At 29.5% G+C, this 19,624-nt stretch carries 23 protein-coding genes; 14 read left to right on the forward strand and 9 right to left on the reverse strand.

The genetic code is table 11. From position 1 onward, the window contains the following. Window positions 1-5 precede the first annotated feature (5 nt). Window positions 6-656, forward strand: a complete 651-nt coding sequence (locus ACIJYH_RS02270) for a DUF3047 domain-containing protein (RefSeq protein ID WP_435163669.1) — start codon at window positions 6-8, stop codon at window positions 654-656. On the opposite strand, the gene ACIJYH_RS02275 is transcribed toward ACIJYH_RS02270, so the two are convergent. From ACIJYH_RS02275 to ACIJYH_RS02290, 4 genes are read right to left on the reverse strand one after another with little or no spacing between them, the layout of a single operon-like run. Then, window positions 657-1,544 carry a DMT family transporter gene (locus tag ACIJYH_RS02275; protein ID WP_435163671.1) on the reverse strand — a complete coding sequence of 296 codons (888 nt, stop codon included), beginning with the start codon at window positions 1,542-1,544 and terminating at the stop codon, window positions 657-659. 59 nt (window positions 1,545-1,603) lie between these two features. Next, a complete protein-coding gene (locus ACIJYH_RS02280) occupies window positions 1,604-2,467 on the reverse strand; it encodes a DMT family transporter (protein ID WP_435163673.1) in 864 nt (287 codons plus the stop codon). 3 nt (window positions 2,468-2,470) lie between these two features. After that, window positions 2,471-3,553: a glycosyltransferase family 4 protein gene (locus ACIJYH_RS02285; RefSeq protein ID WP_435163674.1), complete on the reverse strand. Its 1,083-nt coding sequence runs from the start codon at window positions 3,551-3,553 to the stop codon at window positions 2,471-2,473. Then, window positions 3,553-4,107: a thioredoxin family protein gene (locus ACIJYH_RS02290; RefSeq protein WP_435163676.1), complete on the reverse strand. Its 555-nt coding sequence runs from the start codon at window positions 4,105-4,107 to the stop codon at window positions 3,553-3,555. Before ACIJYH_RS02290 ends, ACIJYH_RS02285 begins: the two co-directional genes overlap by 1 nt. A gap of 20 nt (window positions 4,108-4,127) precedes the next feature. On the opposite strand from ACIJYH_RS02290, the gene ACIJYH_RS02295 reads away from it, so the two are divergent. From ACIJYH_RS02295 to ACIJYH_RS02305, 3 genes are read left to right on the forward strand one after another with little or no spacing between them, the layout of a single operon-like run. Beyond that, window positions 4,128-4,640, forward strand: coding sequence for a gamma carbonic anhydrase family protein (locus ACIJYH_RS02295; protein ID WP_435163678.1), 513 nt, complete (start codon window positions 4,128-4,130; stop codon window positions 4,638-4,640). 3 nt (window positions 4,641-4,643) lie between these two features. After that, window positions 4,644-5,564, forward strand: coding sequence for an ROK family protein (locus ACIJYH_RS02300; protein ID WP_435163680.1), 921 nt, complete (start codon window positions 4,644-4,646; stop codon window positions 5,562-5,564). A 24-nt stretch (window positions 5,565-5,588) separates the two neighbouring features. Further along, a complete protein-coding gene (locus ACIJYH_RS02305) occupies window positions 5,589-5,879 on the forward strand; it encodes a DUF1330 domain-containing protein (protein WP_435088876.1) in 291 nt (96 codons plus the stop codon). Window positions 5,880-5,881: 2 nt separating this feature from the next. Here the strand turns inward: ACIJYH_RS02305 and ACIJYH_RS02310 are convergent, their stop codons facing one another. Genes ACIJYH_RS02310 through ACIJYH_RS02320 form a run of 3 tightly spaced genes read right to left on the reverse strand, consistent with a single transcriptional unit; the run spans window position 5,882 to window position 7,607 of the window. Beyond that, the gene (locus ACIJYH_RS02310) at window positions 5,882-6,088 is read right to left on the reverse strand and encodes a SlyX family protein (protein WP_435088877.1); all 207 of its coding nucleotides are present in this window, start codon (window positions 6,086-6,088) and stop codon (window positions 5,882-5,884) included. Window positions 6,089-6,096: 8 nt separating this feature from the next. Beyond that, complete coding sequence (locus ACIJYH_RS02315) at window positions 6,097-6,726, reverse strand: flavin-binding protein (RefSeq protein ID WP_435163682.1); 630 nt, start codon at window positions 6,724-6,726, stop codon at window positions 6,097-6,099. Between the two features lie 5 nt (window positions 6,727-6,731). Next, window positions 6,732-7,607, reverse strand: a complete 876-nt coding sequence (locus ACIJYH_RS02320; protein ID WP_435163684.1) for an NAD(P)-dependent oxidoreductase — start codon at window positions 7,605-7,607, stop codon at window positions 6,732-6,734. Window positions 7,608-7,621: 14 nt separating this feature from the next. On the opposite strand from ACIJYH_RS02320, the gene ACIJYH_RS02325 reads away from it, so the two are divergent. The 10 genes from ACIJYH_RS02325 (at window position 7,622) to ACIJYH_RS02370 (ending at window position 17,791) form a co-directional block, all read left to right on the forward strand. After that, window positions 7,622-8,827: an MFS transporter gene (locus ACIJYH_RS02325; protein ID WP_435163686.1), complete on the forward strand. Its 1,206-nt coding sequence runs from the start codon at window positions 7,622-7,624 to the stop codon at window positions 8,825-8,827. 43 nt (window positions 8,828-8,870) lie between these two features. Next, window positions 8,871-9,407 (forward strand): DNA-directed RNA polymerase subunit omega, encoded by a 537-nt coding sequence (gene rpoZ / locus ACIJYH_RS02330; protein ID WP_435117525.1) that lies wholly within the window; start codon window positions 8,871-8,873, stop codon window positions 9,405-9,407. A gap of 22 nt (window positions 9,408-9,429) precedes the next feature. Then, complete coding sequence (gene dusA, locus ACIJYH_RS02335) at window positions 9,430-10,422, forward strand: tRNA dihydrouridine(20/20a) synthase DusA (protein ID WP_435163688.1); 993 nt, start codon at window positions 9,430-9,432, stop codon at window positions 10,420-10,422. 40 nt (window positions 10,423-10,462) lie between these two features. After that, on the forward strand, window positions 10,463-11,248 hold the full coding sequence (locus ACIJYH_RS02340; protein WP_435163690.1) for a sulfite exporter TauE/SafE family protein: 786 nt from the start codon (window positions 10,463-10,465) through the stop codon (window positions 11,246-11,248). 59 nt (window positions 11,249-11,307) lie between these two features. Then, the gene (locus tag ACIJYH_RS02345; protein WP_435163692.1) at window positions 11,308-12,789 is read left to right on the forward strand and encodes a tripartite tricarboxylate transporter permease; all 1,482 of its coding nucleotides are present in this window, start codon (window positions 11,308-11,310) and stop codon (window positions 12,787-12,789) included. Then, complete coding sequence (locus ACIJYH_RS02350) at window positions 12,782-13,228, forward strand: tripartite tricarboxylate transporter TctB family protein (RefSeq protein WP_435163694.1); 447 nt, start codon at window positions 12,782-12,784, stop codon at window positions 13,226-13,228. The genes ACIJYH_RS02345 and ACIJYH_RS02350 overlap by 8 nt, the downstream gene beginning before the upstream one ends. Before the next feature lie 163 nt (window positions 13,229-13,391). Beyond that, on the forward strand, window positions 13,392-14,372 hold the full coding sequence (locus ACIJYH_RS02355; protein WP_435088886.1) for a Bug family tripartite tricarboxylate transporter substrate binding protein: 981 nt from the start codon (window positions 13,392-13,394) through the stop codon (window positions 14,370-14,372). 75 nt (window positions 14,373-14,447) lie between these two features. Beyond that, the gene (sauS, locus tag ACIJYH_RS02360) at window positions 14,448-15,869 is read left to right on the forward strand and encodes an acylating sulfoacetaldehyde dehydrogenase (RefSeq protein WP_435163696.1); all 1,422 of its coding nucleotides are present in this window, start codon (window positions 14,448-14,450) and stop codon (window positions 15,867-15,869) included. Window positions 15,870-15,873: 4 nt separating this feature from the next. Further along, entirely contained in the window at window positions 15,874-17,388 is a 1,515-nt protein-coding gene (locus ACIJYH_RS02365; RefSeq protein WP_435163698.1) for an AMP-binding protein, read from the forward strand. Window positions 17,389-17,392: 4 nt separating this feature from the next. Next, window positions 17,393-17,791, forward strand: a complete 399-nt coding sequence (locus tag ACIJYH_RS02370; protein ID WP_435163700.1) for an HIT family protein — start codon at window positions 17,393-17,395, stop codon at window positions 17,789-17,791. A gap of 107 nt (window positions 17,792-17,898) precedes the next feature. Here the strand turns inward: ACIJYH_RS02370 and ACIJYH_RS02375 are convergent, their stop codons facing one another. Then, window positions 17,899-18,183 carry a hypothetical protein gene (locus ACIJYH_RS02375; protein WP_435088890.1) on the reverse strand — a complete coding sequence of 95 codons (285 nt, stop codon included), beginning with the start codon at window positions 18,181-18,183 and terminating at the stop codon, window positions 17,899-17,901. Continuing rightward, window positions 18,167-19,621, reverse strand: a complete 1,455-nt coding sequence (locus tag ACIJYH_RS02380) for a phosphomannomutase/phosphoglucomutase (protein ID WP_435163701.1) — start codon at window positions 19,619-19,621, stop codon at window positions 18,167-18,169. The genes ACIJYH_RS02375 and ACIJYH_RS02380 overlap by 17 nt, the downstream gene beginning before the upstream one ends. Window positions 19,622-19,624 lie beyond the last annotated feature (3 nt).

Genomic DNA, 19,624 nt, shown 5'->3' on the forward strand with positions numbered 1-19,624 from the left:
AAGATATGAAAATTTTAGCAAAATCAGTAATTCTTTTTTTAATTTTATTGAGTCTAGGATATGCTGATGAAATTAAGGTATTTGAATTTTCCGAAACTGAACTTTTTACATTAGATGTAAGAAAAGTAAGAGGAGCCGACAATAATACAAATTACTCTGTTGGTTCAAATGAAAGTGGAAATTATTTAAAAGCTGTAGCTGATAATTCTGCTTCTGGACTTGGAAAGAAAGTAAAAATTGATTTAAATAAAACACCAATTATCAACATCACATGGAAAGTAGAGCAAGATTTACCAGGCATTAAAGAAAATACAAAAAAAAATCACGACTATGCAGCACGAGTTTTTGTAATAAAAAAAACTGGAGCAACCCCATTGTCAAACAGAGCTATTAACTATGTGTTTTCTAGTAATAACGAGGTTGGTTTTAATTCACCAAGTCCTTATACCAAAAAGTCTATAGACAATGTTTTGGCAACAACCCAAAAAAATTTAAATGAGTGGGTTACAGTTAAAGCAAATGTAAAAATGGATTTTAAGAGATTTCACAATTTAGATGTAAATGAATTAGATGGCTTAGCTATCATGTCTGACACTGATAATTCAAAGTTAAAAGCGATATCTTATTATCAAAATATTTATTTTTCGGCTGATTAATTAAGATTTAATATCTATTCTCTTTCTAATTATTTCTTTATCTAATTTCATCTCTCTATATGAAATGATGAGCACGCCAACAAATATTATAATAGCACCGATCCAAGTATAAAGATCTGGAATTTCATCGAATACAAAATATCCAATAACAGATGCAAAAACTAAATTTAAAAAAGAGTATGGTTGTGTCATGCTTACATCTACGAGTTTAAAAGCATGGTTGAGAGTTAAGTGTAAAACTGTTCCACATATAGCTGCCAAGATTAAGTAGATGAAAGTTTTTAAGCTTGGTATTTCCCAAAAAAATAAAACAATAATAAAACTAAAAAGACTCATAAATATAGATTGATAGGCCAGAATAGTAATTGCACTATCATTTTTAGAAATTTTTTTTGTTATAATTATATTAATTGACCAAAGTAATGCTGAAAATAAAACCATATATACTCCAATAGATATATCTACAAAACCAGGTCGAATAATTACCAACATTCCACTAAAACCAAGTATTAGAGCTAAAGTTCTATAAATATAAATTTTCTCTCCTAAAAAAAATACTGCAAGTATTGTTACCATTAAAGGAACTACAAAAGATATCGCGGTAAGTTTTTCAATAGGAAGCAGTACTAAAGCTGAAAAATATACAAGCATTGCAGGTAAGCCAAGTATTGCTCTTAAGAAATGTTGTTTAAGGTGAGTTGTTTTAAGTACAACATCTTTATTTTTAATTACGTATGGTAAAATTATTACTAACCCTAAAAAAAATCTAAAAAAACCAGCCACATAAACATTAACATCTTCTTGAGCTATCTTTAAAAAAGAAAGCATTACAGTTCCAAAAAAAACAGAAGTAATTATTAAAAAAATAGCTAATTTGTTATTGGACATTAATTAATTACTATAAGTATAACTGAAGTACAAACAATCTTAGATTAAAACATCTTTAATCAGATTTTTGATGATTGATTTAAAACAAAAATACCCGAACAAGTAATAATTATCGCCCCAAAAATAGTAAATATATCGGGCACATCATTATAAAATATATATCCAAAAATTATTGCCCAAAAAATCAAAGTATAATGAAATGGCTGAATAATACTTGCTCTTGCTTTACTTAAAGCAATTATTTGAAGATAAAGCCCTAATGAAAAAAATATCCCTATACCTAAAAACATTGTATACGAGGATATGTCTACTGGAGTCCAAAACTTAGAAGCCAACAATGACATAATTATTAATCCAATGATGGATGTATAAAATAAAGAAGTCTCATTTTTATCATGTTTAGAAACTTTTTTAGTAACGACTTGATAAAGTCCCAATATAAAAGCAGCAATCAATGGCAATAATGCTTTTGGATCAAAGATTGATGAAGTTGGTCTTAGAATAATTAAAACTCCAACAAAACCGATAAAAATTGCTACCCATGTTTTGGAAGATACTTTTTCTTTTAAGATTATTGCTGATAATGCCACCACTATTACTGGTGCCAGTGATCCAATACTATGAGCATTAGCTAATGATAAATATTTAAAAGATAATACAAAACATCCAGACTCTATAACTGATAATAAGCTTCTAAAGATCTGTAATTTAATATTTTTAGATTTATAAAATAAATAATTATTTTTTCTTTTAGACTCAAACAAACTCAAACATAAGACAAAAAAATATTTAACCAAAAGTAGCTGAAAAATAGAATGATAAAAAACTAGGGTTTTTTGAATAACATCTAAAATAGAAAAAGATAAATAAGCAAAGATTCCAAAAAGTATTCCAATAGACTCTTTGGATTTAAAAAGATGCATAGATTAATTTAGAATTTTTTTATATTTTTCAACAATATTTGGCCAATAAAACTTAGCAACGAAGTCTTTTGCATTTTTTCCGTACTCTAAATATTTTTTGTTTTCCAGCATAGAAATGATTGATGAATAAATTTCATCCAAATTATTACCATCACAAATTAAACCTGTTTTTTCATTATCAATTGCATCTGATGCTCCACCATCTTTACCACCAATTGAAGGGATATTGTATTGAGCAGCTTCAGTATAAGCTATCCCAAAACCTTCTACTGAAGATTTGTGAACAACAGATGGCATCACAAAAATATTTGATTTAGCAATTAAAGCATTTTTTAAATTATCGCTTATATCTTTAAAAAAAATTACCTGAGCTTCTAAATCTAATTCTTTAACTAATTTTTTAACATTTTCTTCTTCATCACCATAACCAATACAAATATAAATAATGTCTGGATAGATCTGCTTTAGATTTCTTAAGGCCATAACAACCTTTTCATGATTTTTTCGTTTATCAAACCTAGAAACGGTAATTAATCTTGGTGATTTTACTGCAAGTAAGCTTTCGACTTTATCTAATGATTTTTGGTCAAGTTCTTTTATAGGATCTATGCCTGGGTTGATAACAATAATTTTTTCCTTTTCAACTCCGATATCAATAGCTAAATTTTTAGTATATTCCGAATTAGCAATTATTTTATCAACATTATTTAAAACATTTAATAAACGTTTATTGATTCCTGATCCTTTAGCATGGTTAATTTCTTTACCGTGAATTAAGCAATATTTCTTTTTATTAGTTTTTAAATGTTCTAAACTTTTCCAATGATCCGCAATAATTCCATTTACTTTGCTATTTTTTACAAATTCATCAATTAGATAAGCTTTTCTATATTTTCTAAGTAGTTTAGGTCCACCAACTCTTTCAATAGAAAACGATGCTTGTTCATCAAAGATTTTGTGGTTTTCAATATAATCAGCAAAAACTTTAATCATAAAACTTTTTGAAAGTTCTCTTGCAAGTCCCCACATCAAACTTTGCATTCCACCAACTTCAGGAGGAAAGGATCTAGTTACAATTAAATACATTAATCATACTTCCATTTGATACCACATCCAGCACTTGGAATTTGATCTTGTGGTCCGTTACCAGTTTCAGCAATTTGTTTCATAGACTTTAATAAATCACTTTCAGCATTTTTTACTGGTATAAAATTTTTAAGTTCTCTTAATCTACCTCTATATTGAAGTTCTAAATTTTTATTATAGCCAAAAAAATCTGGAGTACATACTGCATCATATGCTTTAGCAATTTCCTGTGTATCATCTTGAAGATATGGAAAACTAAACTGATTATCATTTGAAAACTTAATCATATTCTCAAATGAGTCTTCTGGATAATTAACAGCATCATTAGAACATATGCCAACTGAATTAATTCCAATTTTCTTCAATTCATTACAGTCTTCAACTAATTCTTTTGTAATAGCTTTTACATATGGACAATGGTTACAGATAAACATTATCAAGGTTCCGTTTTCACCCTTAATATCGTCTAAAGTAATAATTTTATTTTCAGTTGATTTTAATTCAAAGGGTAAAGCTTTTTTACCAAAATCACATATTGGAGTTTGAACTGGCATACTATAAGAATATATAAATTATGTTTTATGATTTAAAAGATAAAAAACCACAAAACTCTGGCGAAAATTGGGTGGCACCTAACGCAACCATTATAGGAGATGTTACTTTAGAAAAGAACTCTAGTATTTGGTTTAATGCAGTTTTACGTGGAGATATTGAAAATATTCATATAGGCGAGGGATCAAACATACAAGACGGCAGTGTTTTGCATACTGATCCAGGTTGTCCTTTAAAAGTTGGAAAAGATGTTACGGTTGGTCATCTTGTTATGCTTCATGGATGCACAATTGGGGACAATAGTTTGATTGGTATAGGAGCAGTTATTCTTAACAAAGCTAAAATTGGTAAAAATTGTATTATTGGTGCTAAAGCTCTAATTACTGAAAACAAAGAAATACCAGATAACTCATTGGTGGTTGGTTCACCAGGTAAAGTTATAAGAGAAGTAACAGAAGAAGAGAAAAAATCAGTTCTAGAAAATACCAAACACTATCAAGATAATTGGAAGAAATACTCTAAATCAGTATTTTAATTAATGAGTAGGAAATTTAAAATTGGTATTGATTATGGAGGTACCAAAATTGAAGGAATTCTTTTAGATGAAAAGGGACTTCAAATAGAGAGAAAAAGATACTCATATGAAAAAAATTATTTGTCAGGAATTGAAACAGTAAAAAAACTTGTAGATGAATTTGATAAACTAAGTAATCAAATTTGCACAGTTGGTGTAGGAATACCAGGATTTTCATCTAAGGAAACAGGATTGGTTACAAACGCTAACTCTATGTGGTTAAATGACAAACCATTTAAAAAAGATTTAGAAATTACACTTAATAGAAAAGTAAAATTAATGAATGATGCTAATTGCTTTACTTTATCAGAAGCTGTTGATGGAGCTGGAAAAAATTATCAATCTATTTTTGGAATAATAATTGGCACAGGTTTTGGTGGAGCGCTCTCATTTAATAAAGGAATTATTGAAGGAGCTAATCAAATTGCAGGTGATTGGGGTCACCAACCTCTTCCTTACCCAACAACAGAAGAAATTGAAACAAAGATAAATTGTGCATCAATGAATTGTGGAAGACCTCTGTGTGCAGAACAATTTATGTCAGGTATCGGTTTTAAAGATGTATTTAATCAAAAACATAATACAAATTTTTCCTCAGAAGAAATTGCACAACTTGATTTAGATGGAGATCCTAGGGCTAATTTGGAATTAAATTTATATGAAGACAGGATGGCAAGATTAATGGCAGTGATGATAGGTATTTTTGATCCAGATGCTATTATACTTGGAGGAGGGATGTCAAACATAGATAGACTTTATAAAAATATTCCATCTCTAATACCAAAATATACTTTTTCAAATAAAGTAATAACAAAAGTATCAAAAAATTTTCATGGAGACTCAAGTGGAGTTAGAGGTGCTGCTTGGCTTTGGAATAATGTATAATATTTTTACAAAAAGGAGAGAACAATGTCAGCAGGTTATGTAATAGCACAATTAAAAGTAACAAATCCTGAAAATTATAAAGAGTATGTGGCTAAAGTCTCAGAGGTTGTTAAAAAATATGACGGTGAATACCTTGTTAGAAATGGTGAATATCAAGTTGTTGAGGGAGAAGATAATTTTCCAAGATTGGTAATCATTAAATTTCCATCTTATGAAAGAGCTCTAGAATGGTATCATTCAGATGAATATAAACCTGTTAAAGATATACGATTACAAAATTCTGAGGGGAGTAATATAATAGTAAAAGGCGTATAAATTTAATAATGAGGTGGTTTTTTATCTTCTTTAAAAATATCTGAAGTTATCTCACCATTCAGCTCTTCAATTTTTTTATTTAAATTTGTAATTTCGCCCTTTAAATTTTTAATTTCTTTTTGTTGAGAATATAGCTCACTGCTTATTTGAGATATTTCTTGTTGAAGAAATGTAATCTGTTCTTCTAATTTTTTAACTAAATTTTCCATAAAAAAAACTAAGGAACCAACCAATAATCCCTGCTAACAGTATTTTCAGAACCAAGATTATCAGCAAATTCAAATCGTGCTCTTCGATGACCTTTAGCTGCTAGATAAAGCCACTCAATAGATTTAATTTTACACTGTATAACAGTAAAGTTTTTATAACCTTCTTCACTTTGTTCTTTTGTGTAGTCAAAATTATCACGTTCCGGTTTTAATCCAGAAGTTGGAATATCACTTTCTGTTCCAGGCCCATTATCAACTAAATAACATTTTCTAGATATATGTTGTGTTTTAGACCAAGACTCTTTTGTTATTTCGTTGTCATGATTAACAGTACATTCTACTTTAAGTCTTACCTGAATTTTTTCCTCTTTATCATAGAATAAAATTGCAGCATTTTTATTAGTTTTTAATTTTCTAATTTTATCTGATCTAATATCACTATGGTATTGAATAAGATTGTTGGCTTCATCAGCCTTTCTTAGAACAACTATTCGTCCATCAAAATCAGATTGATCTCCACAAATAAATACAGGTATTCTAAAAGGTGAGCTTCTATCTTTAACTGCATTTGTTAACATTGACCAAAACTTCTTTTTGATCTCAGCAAAATCCTCGTAGTAAGGAACTGTGTCAGTCACAGATATTATTTCTTCTTCTTTAGTAAGGCAATTAGACTTGAACTATCCCAACGATTACCACCTATTTCTTGAACTTTTGCATAGTAGCCATCAATAAGTTCTGTAATTGGAACCGGGGAACCATTTTTTTTTGCTTCCTCAATGACAATTGCCAAATCTTTTCTCATCCAGTCTACAGCAAAACCATAATCAAACTTATCATCAGTCATAGTTCGATATCTATTTTCCATTTGCCAAGATTGTGCAGCACCTTTAGATATAGTTTCCATAACGATATCCATATCTAAGCCAGCATTAATTCCAAAATTAATAGCTTCTGATAAACCTTGTACCGCACCTGCAATACACATTTGGTTCATCATTTTAGTTAATTGACCACTTCCTGATTTACCAATTAATTTTACTTTTCTACTGTAACTATCAATTATTGGTTCAGCTTTTTTAAATACAGCTTCATCACCACCAACCATAACAGTTAGTATTCCACCTTCAGCACCAGCTTGACCACCTGATATAGGAGCATCTAAAAAATCAAATCTTTTATCTTTAGCGGCTTTATACAGTTCTCTTGATATCTCTGCGGATACAGTGGAATTATCAACATAAACTGAACCTTCTTTAGCAGTATTGAATAATCCATTTTCACCAAGTGATACTTCCCTTAAATCATTATCATTTCCAACACAGGTAAAAATAAAATCAGCACCTTCAGCTGCTTTTGCAGGTGTATCTGCTTTTGAACCTTTATATTCTGCAATCCATTTGTCAGCTTTAGCAGCTGTTCTATTATAAACAGTTACATTGTGACCAGCTTTTGATATATAACCTGCCATTGGATAACCCATGACACCAAGACCTATGAAAGCAACATTACAAGACATAATTTTTATTTCCTATGTTTAATAGTTTGAAATTTAAAGTAATTCTATTTGGTTTTATTTTTACATTTTTTTCCAGCTTTGGACAGAGTTATTTTCTAGGACTATTTAATTCCAGTATTAGAGATGCACTATCTATTACCCACGGACAATTTGGCTCAATTTTTGCATCAGCAACCTTATGCAGTAGTCTTCTATTAATTTGGGTTGGGAAAAAGATAGATGATGTAAATATTTTTAAATTTGCTTTTTTTGTAACTATTCTTTTATCATTTGCTTGTTTCTTCTTTTCAAGAATAACATCAGTTTTTTTATTATTTATTGGAATTTTTTTAATGAGATTTTCAGGACAAGGAATGATGTCTCATACAGCTTCAACAACTATTTCAAGATACTTTACCAAAACTAGAGGTAGAGCTTTAAGTATAAGCTGGTTTGGCCTTTCATCTGCAGAATTTATAATGCCCGTTCTAATGGTATATTTATTAACAATCATAAATTGGCAAAATCTTTGGATTATTTTTTCCATTACAGTTTTAATAATTTTACCAATTGCATCTTTTTTATTAATTAAAAATTTAAATTTAGACTCAAGAGAGGCTAATGATGAAAATAAAAAAGAAGTTGAAATTAAACAATGGAAGAGAAGAGAAGTAATAAAGGATTATAGATTTTATATCATAAGCTCGAACATGTTAGCAATGCCGTGGATATTTACTGGTTTTGCTGTTTTTCAATCTTTTGTTCAAACTTCAAAAGGATGGGGTCCATATGTAATTGCTCAATCATTTATGTCTTATTCGATTTTTTCAGTACTCACTTTATTTTTATCAGGTTTTTTAATTGACAAATATACAAGTAGAAAATTATTAATTTATATGAATATTCCACTTTTATTATCTGTAATTGTTTTATTCTTTTTCGACACACCAGCTACAGCTTTTGTATTTTTAGGTTTAGTGGGGATATCAAATGGATTTGCAAATATATTAGGATCTTCTACTTGGGCTGAGTTATATGGAGTTAAATATCTAGGATCTATTAAAGCTTTAACTACTGCATTGATGGTGTTTGCCACAGCTTTTGGAACTGCTTTATTTGGGTATTTGATAGATACAGGTTTTACAGTGGGTGATATAGCTGTTGTATCAGGCACTTATATATTCATTTCTTTGATTCTACTTTTCTTTGTAAGAAAAAAGCTAAATCCGGTAATAATTTAGAAAATACTTGCATTTTTGAAGTTCGAGGTATAAATAATCGCCCATGGCAAGAGTAACTGTAGAAGATTGTATAGATAAAGTAGATAGCCCATACGAATTAGTGCTTGTAGCTAAAGAAAGAGCTACTCAATTAAATTCTGGTATCGAACCAACTTTGGATAGAGATAACGACAAAAATACAGTTATTTCTTTAAGAGAAATTGCAGAAGAAAAAATTCAAGTATCAGATTTAACTGACAGTGCAGTTTACAAACTTAGAAAACATGTTGAGCAAGTTGACGATGGTTCAGAGGATGACGAAGAAGTGGGTGATGATTTTGAAAATATGTACAAAGGTGAAATTTCAAAAAGTGGAACACCTATTTTACCATCCAAAAGAGCAAGAAAAACTCCAGAAAAAATTCAAGTTTCTCAAGAAGATTTAGCTGAATTATCAGAGACTGCTAAGCCAGACGTAGATGTATCGGCTGATGAAGAAACAATGAATGAGCAAGGTGAAGTTTCTTTAGATGAAGTTTCAGAACAAGAAAATCAAGAAGCAGAAGCAATTACAGAAGATTCAGACGCTTCAAACTCATAATAAAATCATATAAAGTCAAATTATGAATAGGAAAGTATCAGTCGCTCCTATGATGGATTGTACAGATCGTCATGAGCGTTACTTTTTAAGACTGATTTCAAAGAATACACTTCTCTATACAGAGATGGTTGTTGATGAAGCAATCAATAGAGGAGATAAAAAAAGATTACTCCAATTTAATATTAATGAAAAACCTGTAGCACTTCAATTAGGAGGGTCTTCTCCAAAACTTTTGGCTGAAGCTTCTAAAATAGGGGAAGATTTTGGTTATGATGAAATTAATTTAAATTTAGGTTGCCCAAGTAAAAAAGTTGAAAAAAGTAAATTTGGTGCATGCTTGATGAAAGAACCTAATTTAGTTGCAGATTGCTTGAGTAAAATGCAAGCTTCAACTAATTTACCAGTAACCATAAAAACTAGAATTGGATACGATAATGTTGAAGATTATGAAAATCTTCATAATTTTATAACAACTCTTAAATCAACTGGTATTAAAACATTCATTATTCATGCTAGAAAAGCAATGTTGGGAAAATTTACTCCTAAACAAAATTTAAATATTCCTCCTTTAAAGTATGATTATGTTTACAAATTAAAGGAAGACTTTCCAAATGAAGAAATAATCATAAATGGTGGAATAACATCTGTTGATCAAATAAAGCCACTTCTTCAAAAAACAGATGGTGTCATGATTGGAAGGGCAGCTTACCATACACCTTATATGTTGGCAGATATTGAAAAAGAAATTTTTGGGACTGAAAACGTCTTAAGTAGACAAGATGTCATTGAACAATTAATTCCGTATGTAAAAGCTGAAATCAAAAAGGGTACAAGATTAAATCAAATAATGAGACATACTATAGGTTTATTTCATGGACAAACAGGCGCTAGTTATTGGAAAAGATATTTAAGTGAAAATATGTGCGTGAGAGATGCAGATGTTAAAAAAATTGATCACATCATGGATAAGATTAAATATAATAATATCGATACAAGTGTAGGGCAATCTGCTTAATTCAATTTTAGCAAACGAATATAGTTATTTTATTTTATTGATGGCATTAACAGCCATACCTGTTGGTTTTATAGCTGGTCTGTTTGGTATCGGTGGAGGATTGGTAATGGTTCCATTTTTATTTTATGTTTTTGAAAGCTTAAATATTGATACAAATTATATTATGCACCTGGCTGTTGGAACTTCTTTTGGTATTATTATTCCAACTTCTTTTGTTTCTGTAATGACTCATTATAAACTTGGAGCTGTTGATACAAATTTGGTTAAAACTTACGGTATATTTACAGTGATAGGTGTTTCATTGGGTACAATTTTTGCAGTTTATTTAAATACTAAAAATATGGTTTTATTTTTTTCTTTGGTACTTTTTTTGTTAAGTTTGTATTTATTATTTTTGAAAGAAAAAGAAACCATAATAGCAATTTCGATTAAGCAGAAATATAAAATTATTTTTGGCTTAATTTCTGGATTTATTTCTGCGCCCATGGGTATTGGAGGAGCAGTTATGAATGTCCCAATATTTAAGTTTTTTGGCTATTCAATTAATAGAGCTATTGGGACAGCTGCAGCAATCGGTTTTTTTATTGCATTATTTGGTGCTATTGGTTTTGTCATAAGTGGTACCTATTTAAAGACCAATTTACCTCTTAGTGTTGGTTTTCTAAATATACCTACTTTTTTAATCTTCATTCCTATTACAACTTTTATGGCTAGAATCGGTGCTCGGACAGTTCATAAAATCGATAAACAAAAAATAAGTAAATATTTTGGACTTTTATTGTTTGTGGTAGCTTGTAAATTTTTATACGAATATTTTACGATTTAAACTTAAATTCTTTTATAGACTTTTTGATTAAAATTTAGTTAGACTTAAATTTTAACATTATGGAGTTTATAGGATATTTTTCTAACGTTTTCATATTTGAAAATTTATTAATTTTAGTTTTAGGAACTATTGGTGGACTTTTAATGGGAGCTGCTCCTGGATTGAGTCCTACAATGGCAGTTGCTTTATTAATTCCATTCACTTTTAAAATGAGTCCTGACCAAGGTTTAATTATGCTTGGTGCGGTTTATACAGCTACTGTTGCTGGTGGAGCAATTAGTGCAATATTATTAAAAATACCTGGAGCTCCTGCAAACATTGCAACAGTTATGGATGGCTATCCAATGGCAAAAAGTGGTAAATCAAAAGAAGCTCTACATTATTGTTTTATCAGTTCATTCATTGGTGGCGTAATAGGAATTATTATTTTAATTTTTTTTACTCCTATATTAGCAAATTTTGCTCTTAAGTTTGGTCCATCACATATGTTTTGGATAGCAATTTTTGGTGTTACTGTAATTGCAACATTAGATTCTAATTCAATAATTAAAGGACTTTTTTCTGGAGCCATCGGTTTATGGTTGGCAACTATAGGGTATGACTCTGTGTTAGGTGTTGAAAGATTTGTTTTTAATCCAATTTTTTCAGGAGGCATAAATATTATTGCAGCTTTGGTTGGTTTGTTTGCTATCCCTCAAGTCTTATCAATGATTGAAAAAAAACAATTAGATTCTGATCAATTTCAAATGGAAAAAAAAAGTATAGTTCAGTCTATTATTTACAATCTTTCAAGAATTAAAGCATTAGTAGTTGGAAGCGTATCTGGAGTTATAATTGGTTTAATCCCTGGTGCAGGAGGACAGATAGCAGGACTTGTATCTTACGATCAAATTAAAAAATTAAGTAAAAATAAAGAAAATTTTGGAAAAGGAGAACCTGATGGAATTATTGCTGCTGAGTCTGCAAACAATGCTATGGTTGGCCCATCTTTAGTTCCTTTACTTACACTCGGGGTTCCAGGAAGTCCAACAGCAGCTGTTTTGTTGGGAGGCTTATTAATACATGGAATGTTTCCAGGACCAAATCTTTTTACAATTTATGCTGAAACAACATGGACTTTTATTAATTCATTATTAGTTGCACAATTTATGATGTTGGTTTTTGGATTATATATTAGCGGTTTAGCAAAATATGTAATTAAAACTCCAACAAATTATATGGCTGCAGCTATAACGATACTTGCTATCTTTGGAACCTATAGTGTCCAACATAACTTTGCGGATGTGATTGTTATGTTGTTTTTAGGTGTTTCAATGTTTTTTTTATCAAAATTTGGTTTTACAGCTGCACCGATAGTTTTAGGTTTAATATTAGGACCAATTGCTGAAACTAATTTTAGTCAAGCAAAAATAATTGCAGATACACAAGAGGGTATTTTTATATATTTAACATCAGGATATTTAAATTTAACAATAATAACATTATGTATAATTTCTATAGTTTATGGAATTGTTTCAGAAATGAAGAGAAAAAATGCTTAAGATAGATAATTTAATATCTTTGATTTGTATATTATTTATCTCAATTTTATTAGCATTTGCCTCGTTCACTGGCGGTTCAGAAAATACATCTGAAGCATATTTATTTCCAAAATTAATAACATCTGTAATGATAATCTTATCTTCTTTTTCATTAATTTTTTATTTTTTAAATAAAACTTTATCAGTTGCAGAGATTGATATTAAAAAACTATCAGTTTATTTATTTTCTTTAATTATATTTATTTTTATCGGCGAAACTATTGGGTTTTATCTTGTAGCTATATTATTGTTTTTTATAAATAGTTACTACTATTCAGAAAATAAAAATATTAAAAAAATAATTCAAATCATAATTATAACAACTATATTCATGTTATTTATTTATTTCCTTTTTTCTATTATGCTTAAAGTTCAAGTACCTAGATTTTTTCTTTTTTAGAAATATTTAATTAAAAATACAATCATAAGTAGTATTTTAAATAAGATAGCTTTAAGACAAGTAATTTTACATATCTTAAATATAATTAAAAAATATAACTAAAAAAAATAATGGTCAGACCGATTTTATTGTGATCTAATTTCTATTAACAGAGGAGGTAGATATGAATATAAAAAAATTTTTTTTATATATCACAATAATCTTATCGCTTCTTTCATTTGGATCAATTGCTAAAGCAGCTGATTATCCTGATAGACCGATAAGTGTAATGGTAGCTTATAACCCAGGTGGTGCTACTGATTTTCAAGCAAGACTAGTAACAATGATGGCGGCTCATCCTAAGAAAGATTATTTAGGACAGCCAATAGTTATTGTCAATAAACCTGGGGCTGGTGGAAAAGTAGGATGGAATTGGTTTGCATCTAAAGCTAGAAAAGATGGATATGATTTAGCTGCTTACAACATCCCACATTTTGTATCTCAATCAATAGTATTTGATGATACAAAATACAACATAGATAACTTGGAACCTATAGCGAACTGGGGAGCAGATCCAGCGGTTTTGATTGTCAGTAAAGACAGTCAATTCAATTCAGTTGGTGATATGGTTAAATTTGCAAAAGCGAATCCAGGTAAAGTTACTTTTTCAGGTGCTGGAAAATTTGTTGGTCATCATATAGCTTTTTTACAATTTCAAAAAGCTAGTGGAGCAAAGTTAACTTATGTTCCTCATACAGGAGGTGTTCCTGCATTAGCAGCTGTTAAAGGCGGTCAAGTAATGGCTGGTTTTAATAATCTTTCAGATGCTTTCAGAAGTCAGAATGATATTAAAATTTTAGCAATTGCCGATCTTCAAAGAGAAAAAACATTTTTACCAAATGTTCCAACATTAAAAGAAGAAGGTCTTGATGTTGATAATTCTAGTGTAAACTTTAGAGGCATCATGGCTCCTAAAGGAACTTCACCAGAAATTATTGAATATTTAGCAGCTAAAGTTCCTTTAATGTTTAATGATAAAAAAACTTTGAAACAAATGAAAAAAGGTGGTTCACCTGTTAGAATTATGAACAGAGCTGAAGTACAAGAAATGTGGAAAGCTAGAAAAGTAAGCTTAACAAAACTTCTTGCTGGACTAAAACCTTAATAGTAATTATTACTATATCAATTAAGTTTCGCCTTAATATTTTAAGGCGAAACTTCTAAAACTTAGTAAAAAATTATGAATAACAAGTCTTCTTCAGAAATAGTTCAATCATTAGTTCTTAAAGCAAAAAAAGCTCAATCTATTTTTGAAAATTATAATCAAAATCAAGTTGACGAAGTTGTTACTGCAGTTGCTTGGGCATTATGTAAGCCATCGAATAACAAAAAAATATCAAATTTAGCTGTGAGCAAAACTGGCCTTGGAAATCCAGAAGATAAAATTTTAAAGAATAAAAGAAAAACACTTGGACTATTAAGAGACTTAAAAAATATCAAAACTGTAGGAGTGATTAATGAAAACAAGAAAAAAGGAATTATTGAAATAGCAAAACCAGTTGGTATTGTTGCAGCTGTTACACCGTCAACCAATCCAGCAGCAACTCCAATAAACAATATCATTAATGCCTTGAAAGGAAGAAATTCGATTATAGTTTCTCCATCACCAGCAGGATCTAAGGTTTTTAGGGATTTATTAATATTAATTAATAATGAGTTAAAAAAAATTAGTGCTCCTGAAAATTTAATTCAAACTTTTGATTGTGATGTCACAAAAGAGTTAACTAATGAGCTAATGAAAAATGTTGATTTAGTTATTGTAACCGGCTCATTAAATAATGTTAGGGAAGCTGCAAAATCTGGCACTAAAGCAATTGGTGTTGGACAGGGAAATGTAACATCAATTGTTGATGAAACAGCTGATTTAGTAGACGCTTTTAAAAAGATTAAAATGTCAAAAACATTCGACAACGCCACAAGCTGTTCATCAGAAAATAATTTGATTTTAATTGAAGATATCTATGAAAAAGCAATCAACTTATTATCTAAAGAAAATGCAGTTTTACTCAATAAAAATCAAAAAGAGGTTTTACAGAAAAATTTATGGATTGATGGAAAACTAAATAGAAAAATAATTGCAAAATCAGCAAAATTTATTGCAAATGAGTTAAATCTTAAAGTAGATGAAAATGTTCAAATATTAATGGTTGAAGAAGATGGAGTTGGGTTAGACTACCCTTTTTCAGGTGAAAAATTATCACCAGTGTTGACCGTATATAGAGTCAAAAACTTTAATGAAGCTAAGGAATTAGCCAAAAAAATTCTAAATTATCAGGGCATAGGCCATTCCGTTGGTGTACATACCAAAAAAGATGAAAGAGTAATTGAATTAGGATTAGATTTATCTGTGTGCAGAGTGATTGTTAATCAAGCACATACATTTGCTACAGGTGGAAGTTTTACCAATGGTCTACCTTTTTCTCTATCAATGGGTTGTGGAACTTGGCAAAAAAATACAATTGATAATAATTTAAATTACAAACATTTTTTAAATATAACTAAAATATCTAATTTAATCCCAGGTAAGGAAGCTGAACTTAAAGAGTATTTTAAAGATTACTGTGAAAAAAATGACCCCAAAGAATTAAAAAATTTAGAATAGTTGAATGGAATTAGACACAGTAAGAGATTTTATAAACTTTAATTCAGAAAATAATCCAAATTTAGATTTTATTACTTGCCCAAATACTCAAAAAAAAATAACAAATAAAAACCTTAAAATAAATTTAGATAAGATAAATTATTATTTATCTGTTGAAAAAAAACAGAAGAAAAATTCACTTATTTGTACACTGACAGAAAATTCACTAAGTGGAATTCAACTCATGTTAGGAATTATGTATTCTGGAATGATACAAGTTCCTCTCAATTTAGTGGCAGGAGAGGAGCAGCTAGCATACATCATTGAGCATTCTGAATCTAAGCTATTACTTTCAACTAAATCAAATTTAAGTTTAGCACAAAGAATAATCAAAAAGTCTAGAAGTGAAGTTGAACTTATAGAAATTGATAAAGACAATTTTATAGATGAATTAAATGATGAAAAAATAGAATTAGATAATCTTAATAAATCTAACAACGCTTTGCTAATGTATACATCGGGTACAACTGGAAAACCCAAAGGTGTAATGCTCACTCATGACAATGTTTTAAATGGAGGTAAAAACGTTTTAATTTCACATGAATTGATTACTACGGACAAGGCATTATGCGTTCTTCCATTATATCACATTAATGGCTTAATAGTTACGGTAATGGGACCATTAGTAAGTCAAAGCTCATTAGTTTTATCTGAAAAGTTTTCTGCTACAAATTTTTGGAAACATATTGAAGAATTTAAATGTACCTGGTTTAGCATAGTACCAACTATAGTTTCTTCATTATTAAATAAATATTCAGAAGCTGAATTTAAATCATTGGATACATCACTTATAAGATTTGGTAGAAGTGCATCGGCAGCATTAGCCCCAGAAACACATAAGAATTTTGAAGAAAAATTTAAGATAAAGATGATTGAAACAATGGGTCTGACAGAAACGTGTGCTCCTATTTTGTCTAATCCGCCTTCTCCCAATCCTATTAAATACGGCTCACCTGGTATACCTTATGGAAACGAAGTTAAAATTTTTGATAATGAATTTAATGAAGTTGAAAGAAATACAATCGGTCAAATTTGTGTAAGAGGTAAAAATGTAATGAAAGAATATTATAAAGATCCCAACGAAACAAAAAAAAGTTTTTACAATGATTGGCTTTTAACGGGTGATTTAGGTTTAATGGACTCTGAAGATTTTGTATTTGTAAAAGGTAGAATTAAAGAACTTATAATTAAAGGAGGTGAAAATATTTCACCAAGAGAAATTGATGATGTTTTGTATCAACATCCCGATGTACTTGAAGCAGCAGCATTTGGTGATGAATGTAGTCATTATGGTGAAACTGTAAAAGCAGGTGTTGTGTTGAAAAATAAAAACTCATTAACTGAAATAGATTTGATTAATCATTGTTCAAAAATTTTAGGTAAATTTAAATCACCAGAAAATATATTTTTTTTTGATGAACTTCCAAAAGGATCTTCAGGAAAAATTCAAAGATTAAAGATTAAAAATTTGATTAAATAATCTTATGTATCGAATTAATAAGAAATTTTTAAAATCCTCTCATCATATAACTGAACTAAAATTATGCTCTATAAGACTTCATGATAATTTTAAATTTCCCTGGTTGATATTAATACCTAAGAGAAAAAATGTAACAGATATCAGTGAACTTAATTCTAAAGATCAGATATTGCTTATGAAGGAAATTGTTTTGGTAAGTAGGCTTATGAAGAAACTATTTAAAACATCAAAACTTAATGTAGAAAAAATAGGTAATATAGTTCCACAATTACATATCCATATTATCTCTAGAAAAAAAACTGATAGCTCTTGGCCGTTATCTGTATGGACTGTTAAAGGAAAAAAATATTCAGCAGAAAACTTAAAAGATGTTTTAAATAAAATTAGATCAGCTTTTAAATAAAAAGAGGTGACTTCAGTCTCCCTCCATCACCTCATATATAAATTTATATGATTCTTTGTTTTTTACTAAGCACGTTTTGATTGAATCTTTATAGAATTGTATAACTTTTATTCTATGATTTTTTCACAGAATTTTGATGCAAATTGAGTATCTTCAATTATTTGTTCTGGTTTTTGATTAAATACACTATCCAATTCATCATCTGAAAACCTTTCACTTAATTTATTAACTGTGCATTCGCAATAGGCTTTGGCTTTGTCTGTACCTAGATACTGTTTAGAGTTCTGGTAGCAACCAATATACATCTGTTGCCCATTTTGTTCGCTAAAAGCATGACTTTTAAAGGGTATTAATAAGAATAGAATTAAAATTAGGCTATATTTTTTGATCATATTCACCAACTTTTCCAGTTTTTTGGAGTAAATCATCAATAAATTCAAAGATTTTTTTCTTCCTAATATCTGATGTTGGGCTTTCAGTTACAATCACTAGTGATGGTTTGTTTGAAGATGCTCTAATCAGCCCCCAAGAACCATCATCAAAAGAAAATCTTACCCCGTTTACTGTTAATACTTCTGTTATTATTTGATCATCAATTTTAGTTTTGTTATTCTTAATTTCCTCAACTTGTTTAACTAATTCTTCAACTACCTGGTATTTTTCTTCATCTTTACAGAAAGGAGCCATAGTGGGGGTTTGATATGTATTAGGTAATTCATTAATGATTTCACTCATCATTTTGTTTTGATTGTCCAATAAATGGCACACATGAATTGCTGAATTAATTCCATCATCATAACCATAACCTAAAGGTTGATTAAAAAAGAAATGACCACTCTTTTCAAATCCTGCTAGTGCTTTTTCTGTGTTTACTTTTCTTTTAATGTGAGAATGACCAGTTTTCCAATAAATAGTTTCGCAATTATTTTTTAATAGAACATCATCTTTTGAGTATAATCCTGTTGATTTTACATCTACGACAAATTTTGAATTTTTATGTTTTGTAGATAAATTTCTTGCAATTAATAAACCAATTTTATCAGAAAATATTTCATTTCCTTCGTTGTCAATAACACCAACTCTATCTCCATCACCATCAAAACCAAAACCTATGTCTGCATCATTGTCTTTCACAGCTTTAGCAATTTCATGTAGCATTTCTAAATCTTCTGGATTAGGATTGTATTTAGGAAAAGTCCAATCTAATTCACAATCAAGTTCTATAACTTCACAACCAATTCCTCTCAAAATATCAGGAGCAAAAACCCCAGCAGTACCATTTCCACAAGCAACAACTGCTTTTAATTTTTTAGTAATCTTATTACCTTTTATTAAATCATCTTTATAAACTTGTTGAAAATTTTCAATTTGCTTTTCAGATCCAGCTCCATTTGAGAATTTTTCATTCAAAGTCAAATCTTTTAATTCTTTCATTTCTTCAGGAGCATGGGTTAAACCTTTTTTGATACCCATTTTTACACCAGTCCAACCATTTTCATTATGACTAGCTGTAACCATCGCAACGGCATCTGCGTTTAAATTAAATTGTGCAAAATAAACCATTGGTGACAATGATAAACCCACATCTTCAATATGACATCCTGTTGAGATTAAACCTTTTTTAAGAGCACTTTTAATTTCCTCACTATAAGATCTGTAGTCATGACCAACTATAACCCTTGGATTATCTTTTTGAGTGTGAATTTTTATTTGTGTACCTAAACCTTTACCAAGATTCGTGATTCCTTCTCTGCTAATATCTTTCTCATACAACCAACGAGCGTCATATTCTCTAAAGCCATAAGGATCTATTTTTATTTTTTCAGACATTTG

The sequence above is a fragment of the Candidatus Pelagibacter bacterium nBUS_25 genome, from assembly GCF_051200975.1.
Taxonomy (GTDB): domain Bacteria; phylum Pseudomonadota; class Alphaproteobacteria; order Pelagibacterales; family Pelagibacteraceae; genus Pelagibacter.

What these genes read in the sequence shown, in the direction of transcription:
- ACIJYH_RS02275 (WP_435163671.1), bottom strand. Translation starts at nt 1,544, where the DNA reads ATGTCCAATAACAAATTAGCTATTTTTTTAATAATTACTTCTGTTTTT.
- ACIJYH_RS02300 (WP_435163680.1), top strand. Translation starts at nt 4,644, where the DNA reads ATGAGTAGGAAATTTAAAATTGGTATTGATTATGGAGGTACCAAAATT.
- ACIJYH_RS02305 (WP_435088876.1), top strand. Translation starts at nt 5,589, where the DNA reads ATGTCAGCAGGTTATGTAATAGCACAATTAAAAGTAACAAATCCTGAA.
- ACIJYH_RS02375 (WP_435088890.1), bottom strand. Translation starts at nt 18,183, where the DNA reads ATGATCAAAAAATATAGCCTAATTTTAATTCTATTCTTATTAATACCC.
- ACIJYH_RS02370 (WP_435163700.1), top strand. Translation starts at nt 17,393, where the DNA reads ATGTATCGAATTAATAAGAAATTTTTAAAATCCTCTCATCATATAACT.
- ACIJYH_RS02280 (WP_435163673.1), bottom strand. Translation starts at nt 2,467, where the DNA reads ATGCATCTTTTTAAATCCAAAGAGTCTATTGGAATACTTTTTGGAATC.
- ACIJYH_RS02355 (WP_435088886.1), top strand. Translation starts at nt 13,392, where the DNA reads ATGAATATAAAAAAATTTTTTTTATATATCACAATAATCTTATCGCTT.
- ACIJYH_RS02290 (WP_435163676.1), bottom strand. Translation starts at nt 4,107, where the DNA reads ATGCCAGTTCAAACTCCAATATGTGATTTTGGTAAAAAAGCTTTACCC.
- ACIJYH_RS02380 (WP_435163701.1), bottom strand. Translation starts at nt 19,621, where the DNA reads ATGTCTGAAAAAATAAAAATAGATCCTTATGGCTTTAGAGAATATGAC.
- ACIJYH_RS02345 (WP_435163692.1), top strand. Translation starts at nt 11,308, where the DNA reads ATGGAGTTTATAGGATATTTTTCTAACGTTTTCATATTTGAAAATTTA.
- ACIJYH_RS02270 (WP_435163669.1), top strand. Translation starts at nt 6, where the DNA reads ATGAAAATTTTAGCAAAATCAGTAATTCTTTTTTTAATTTTATTGAGT.
- sauS (WP_435163696.1), top strand. Translation starts at nt 14,448, where the DNA reads ATGAATAACAAGTCTTCTTCAGAAATAGTTCAATCATTAGTTCTTAAA.
- ACIJYH_RS02310 (WP_435088877.1), bottom strand. Translation starts at nt 6,088, where the DNA reads ATGGAAAATTTAGTTAAAAAATTAGAAGAACAGATTACATTTCTTCAA.
- ACIJYH_RS02365 (WP_435163698.1), top strand. Translation starts at nt 15,874, where the DNA reads ATGGAATTAGACACAGTAAGAGATTTTATAAACTTTAATTCAGAAAAT.
- ACIJYH_RS02320 (WP_435163684.1), bottom strand. Translation starts at nt 7,607, where the DNA reads ATGTCTTGTAATGTTGCTTTCATAGGTCTTGGTGTCATGGGTTATCCA.
- rpoZ (WP_435117525.1), top strand. Translation starts at nt 8,871, where the DNA reads ATGGCAAGAGTAACTGTAGAAGATTGTATAGATAAAGTAGATAGCCCA.
- ACIJYH_RS02325 (WP_435163686.1), top strand. Translation starts at nt 7,622, where the DNA reads ATGTTTAATAGTTTGAAATTTAAAGTAATTCTATTTGGTTTTATTTTT.
- ACIJYH_RS02285 (WP_435163674.1), bottom strand. Translation starts at nt 3,553, where the DNA reads ATGTATTTAATTGTAACTAGATCCTTTCCTCCTGAAGTTGGTGGAATG.
- ACIJYH_RS02350 (WP_435163694.1), top strand. Translation starts at nt 12,782, where the DNA reads ATGCTTAAGATAGATAATTTAATATCTTTGATTTGTATATTATTTATC.
- ACIJYH_RS02295 (WP_435163678.1), top strand. Translation starts at nt 4,128, where the DNA reads ATGTTTTATGATTTAAAAGATAAAAAACCACAAAACTCTGGCGAAAAT.
- ACIJYH_RS02340 (WP_435163690.1), top strand. Translation starts at nt 10,463, where the DNA reads ATGGCATTAACAGCCATACCTGTTGGTTTTATAGCTGGTCTGTTTGGT.
- dusA (WP_435163688.1), top strand. Translation starts at nt 9,430, where the DNA reads ATGAATAGGAAAGTATCAGTCGCTCCTATGATGGATTGTACAGATCGT.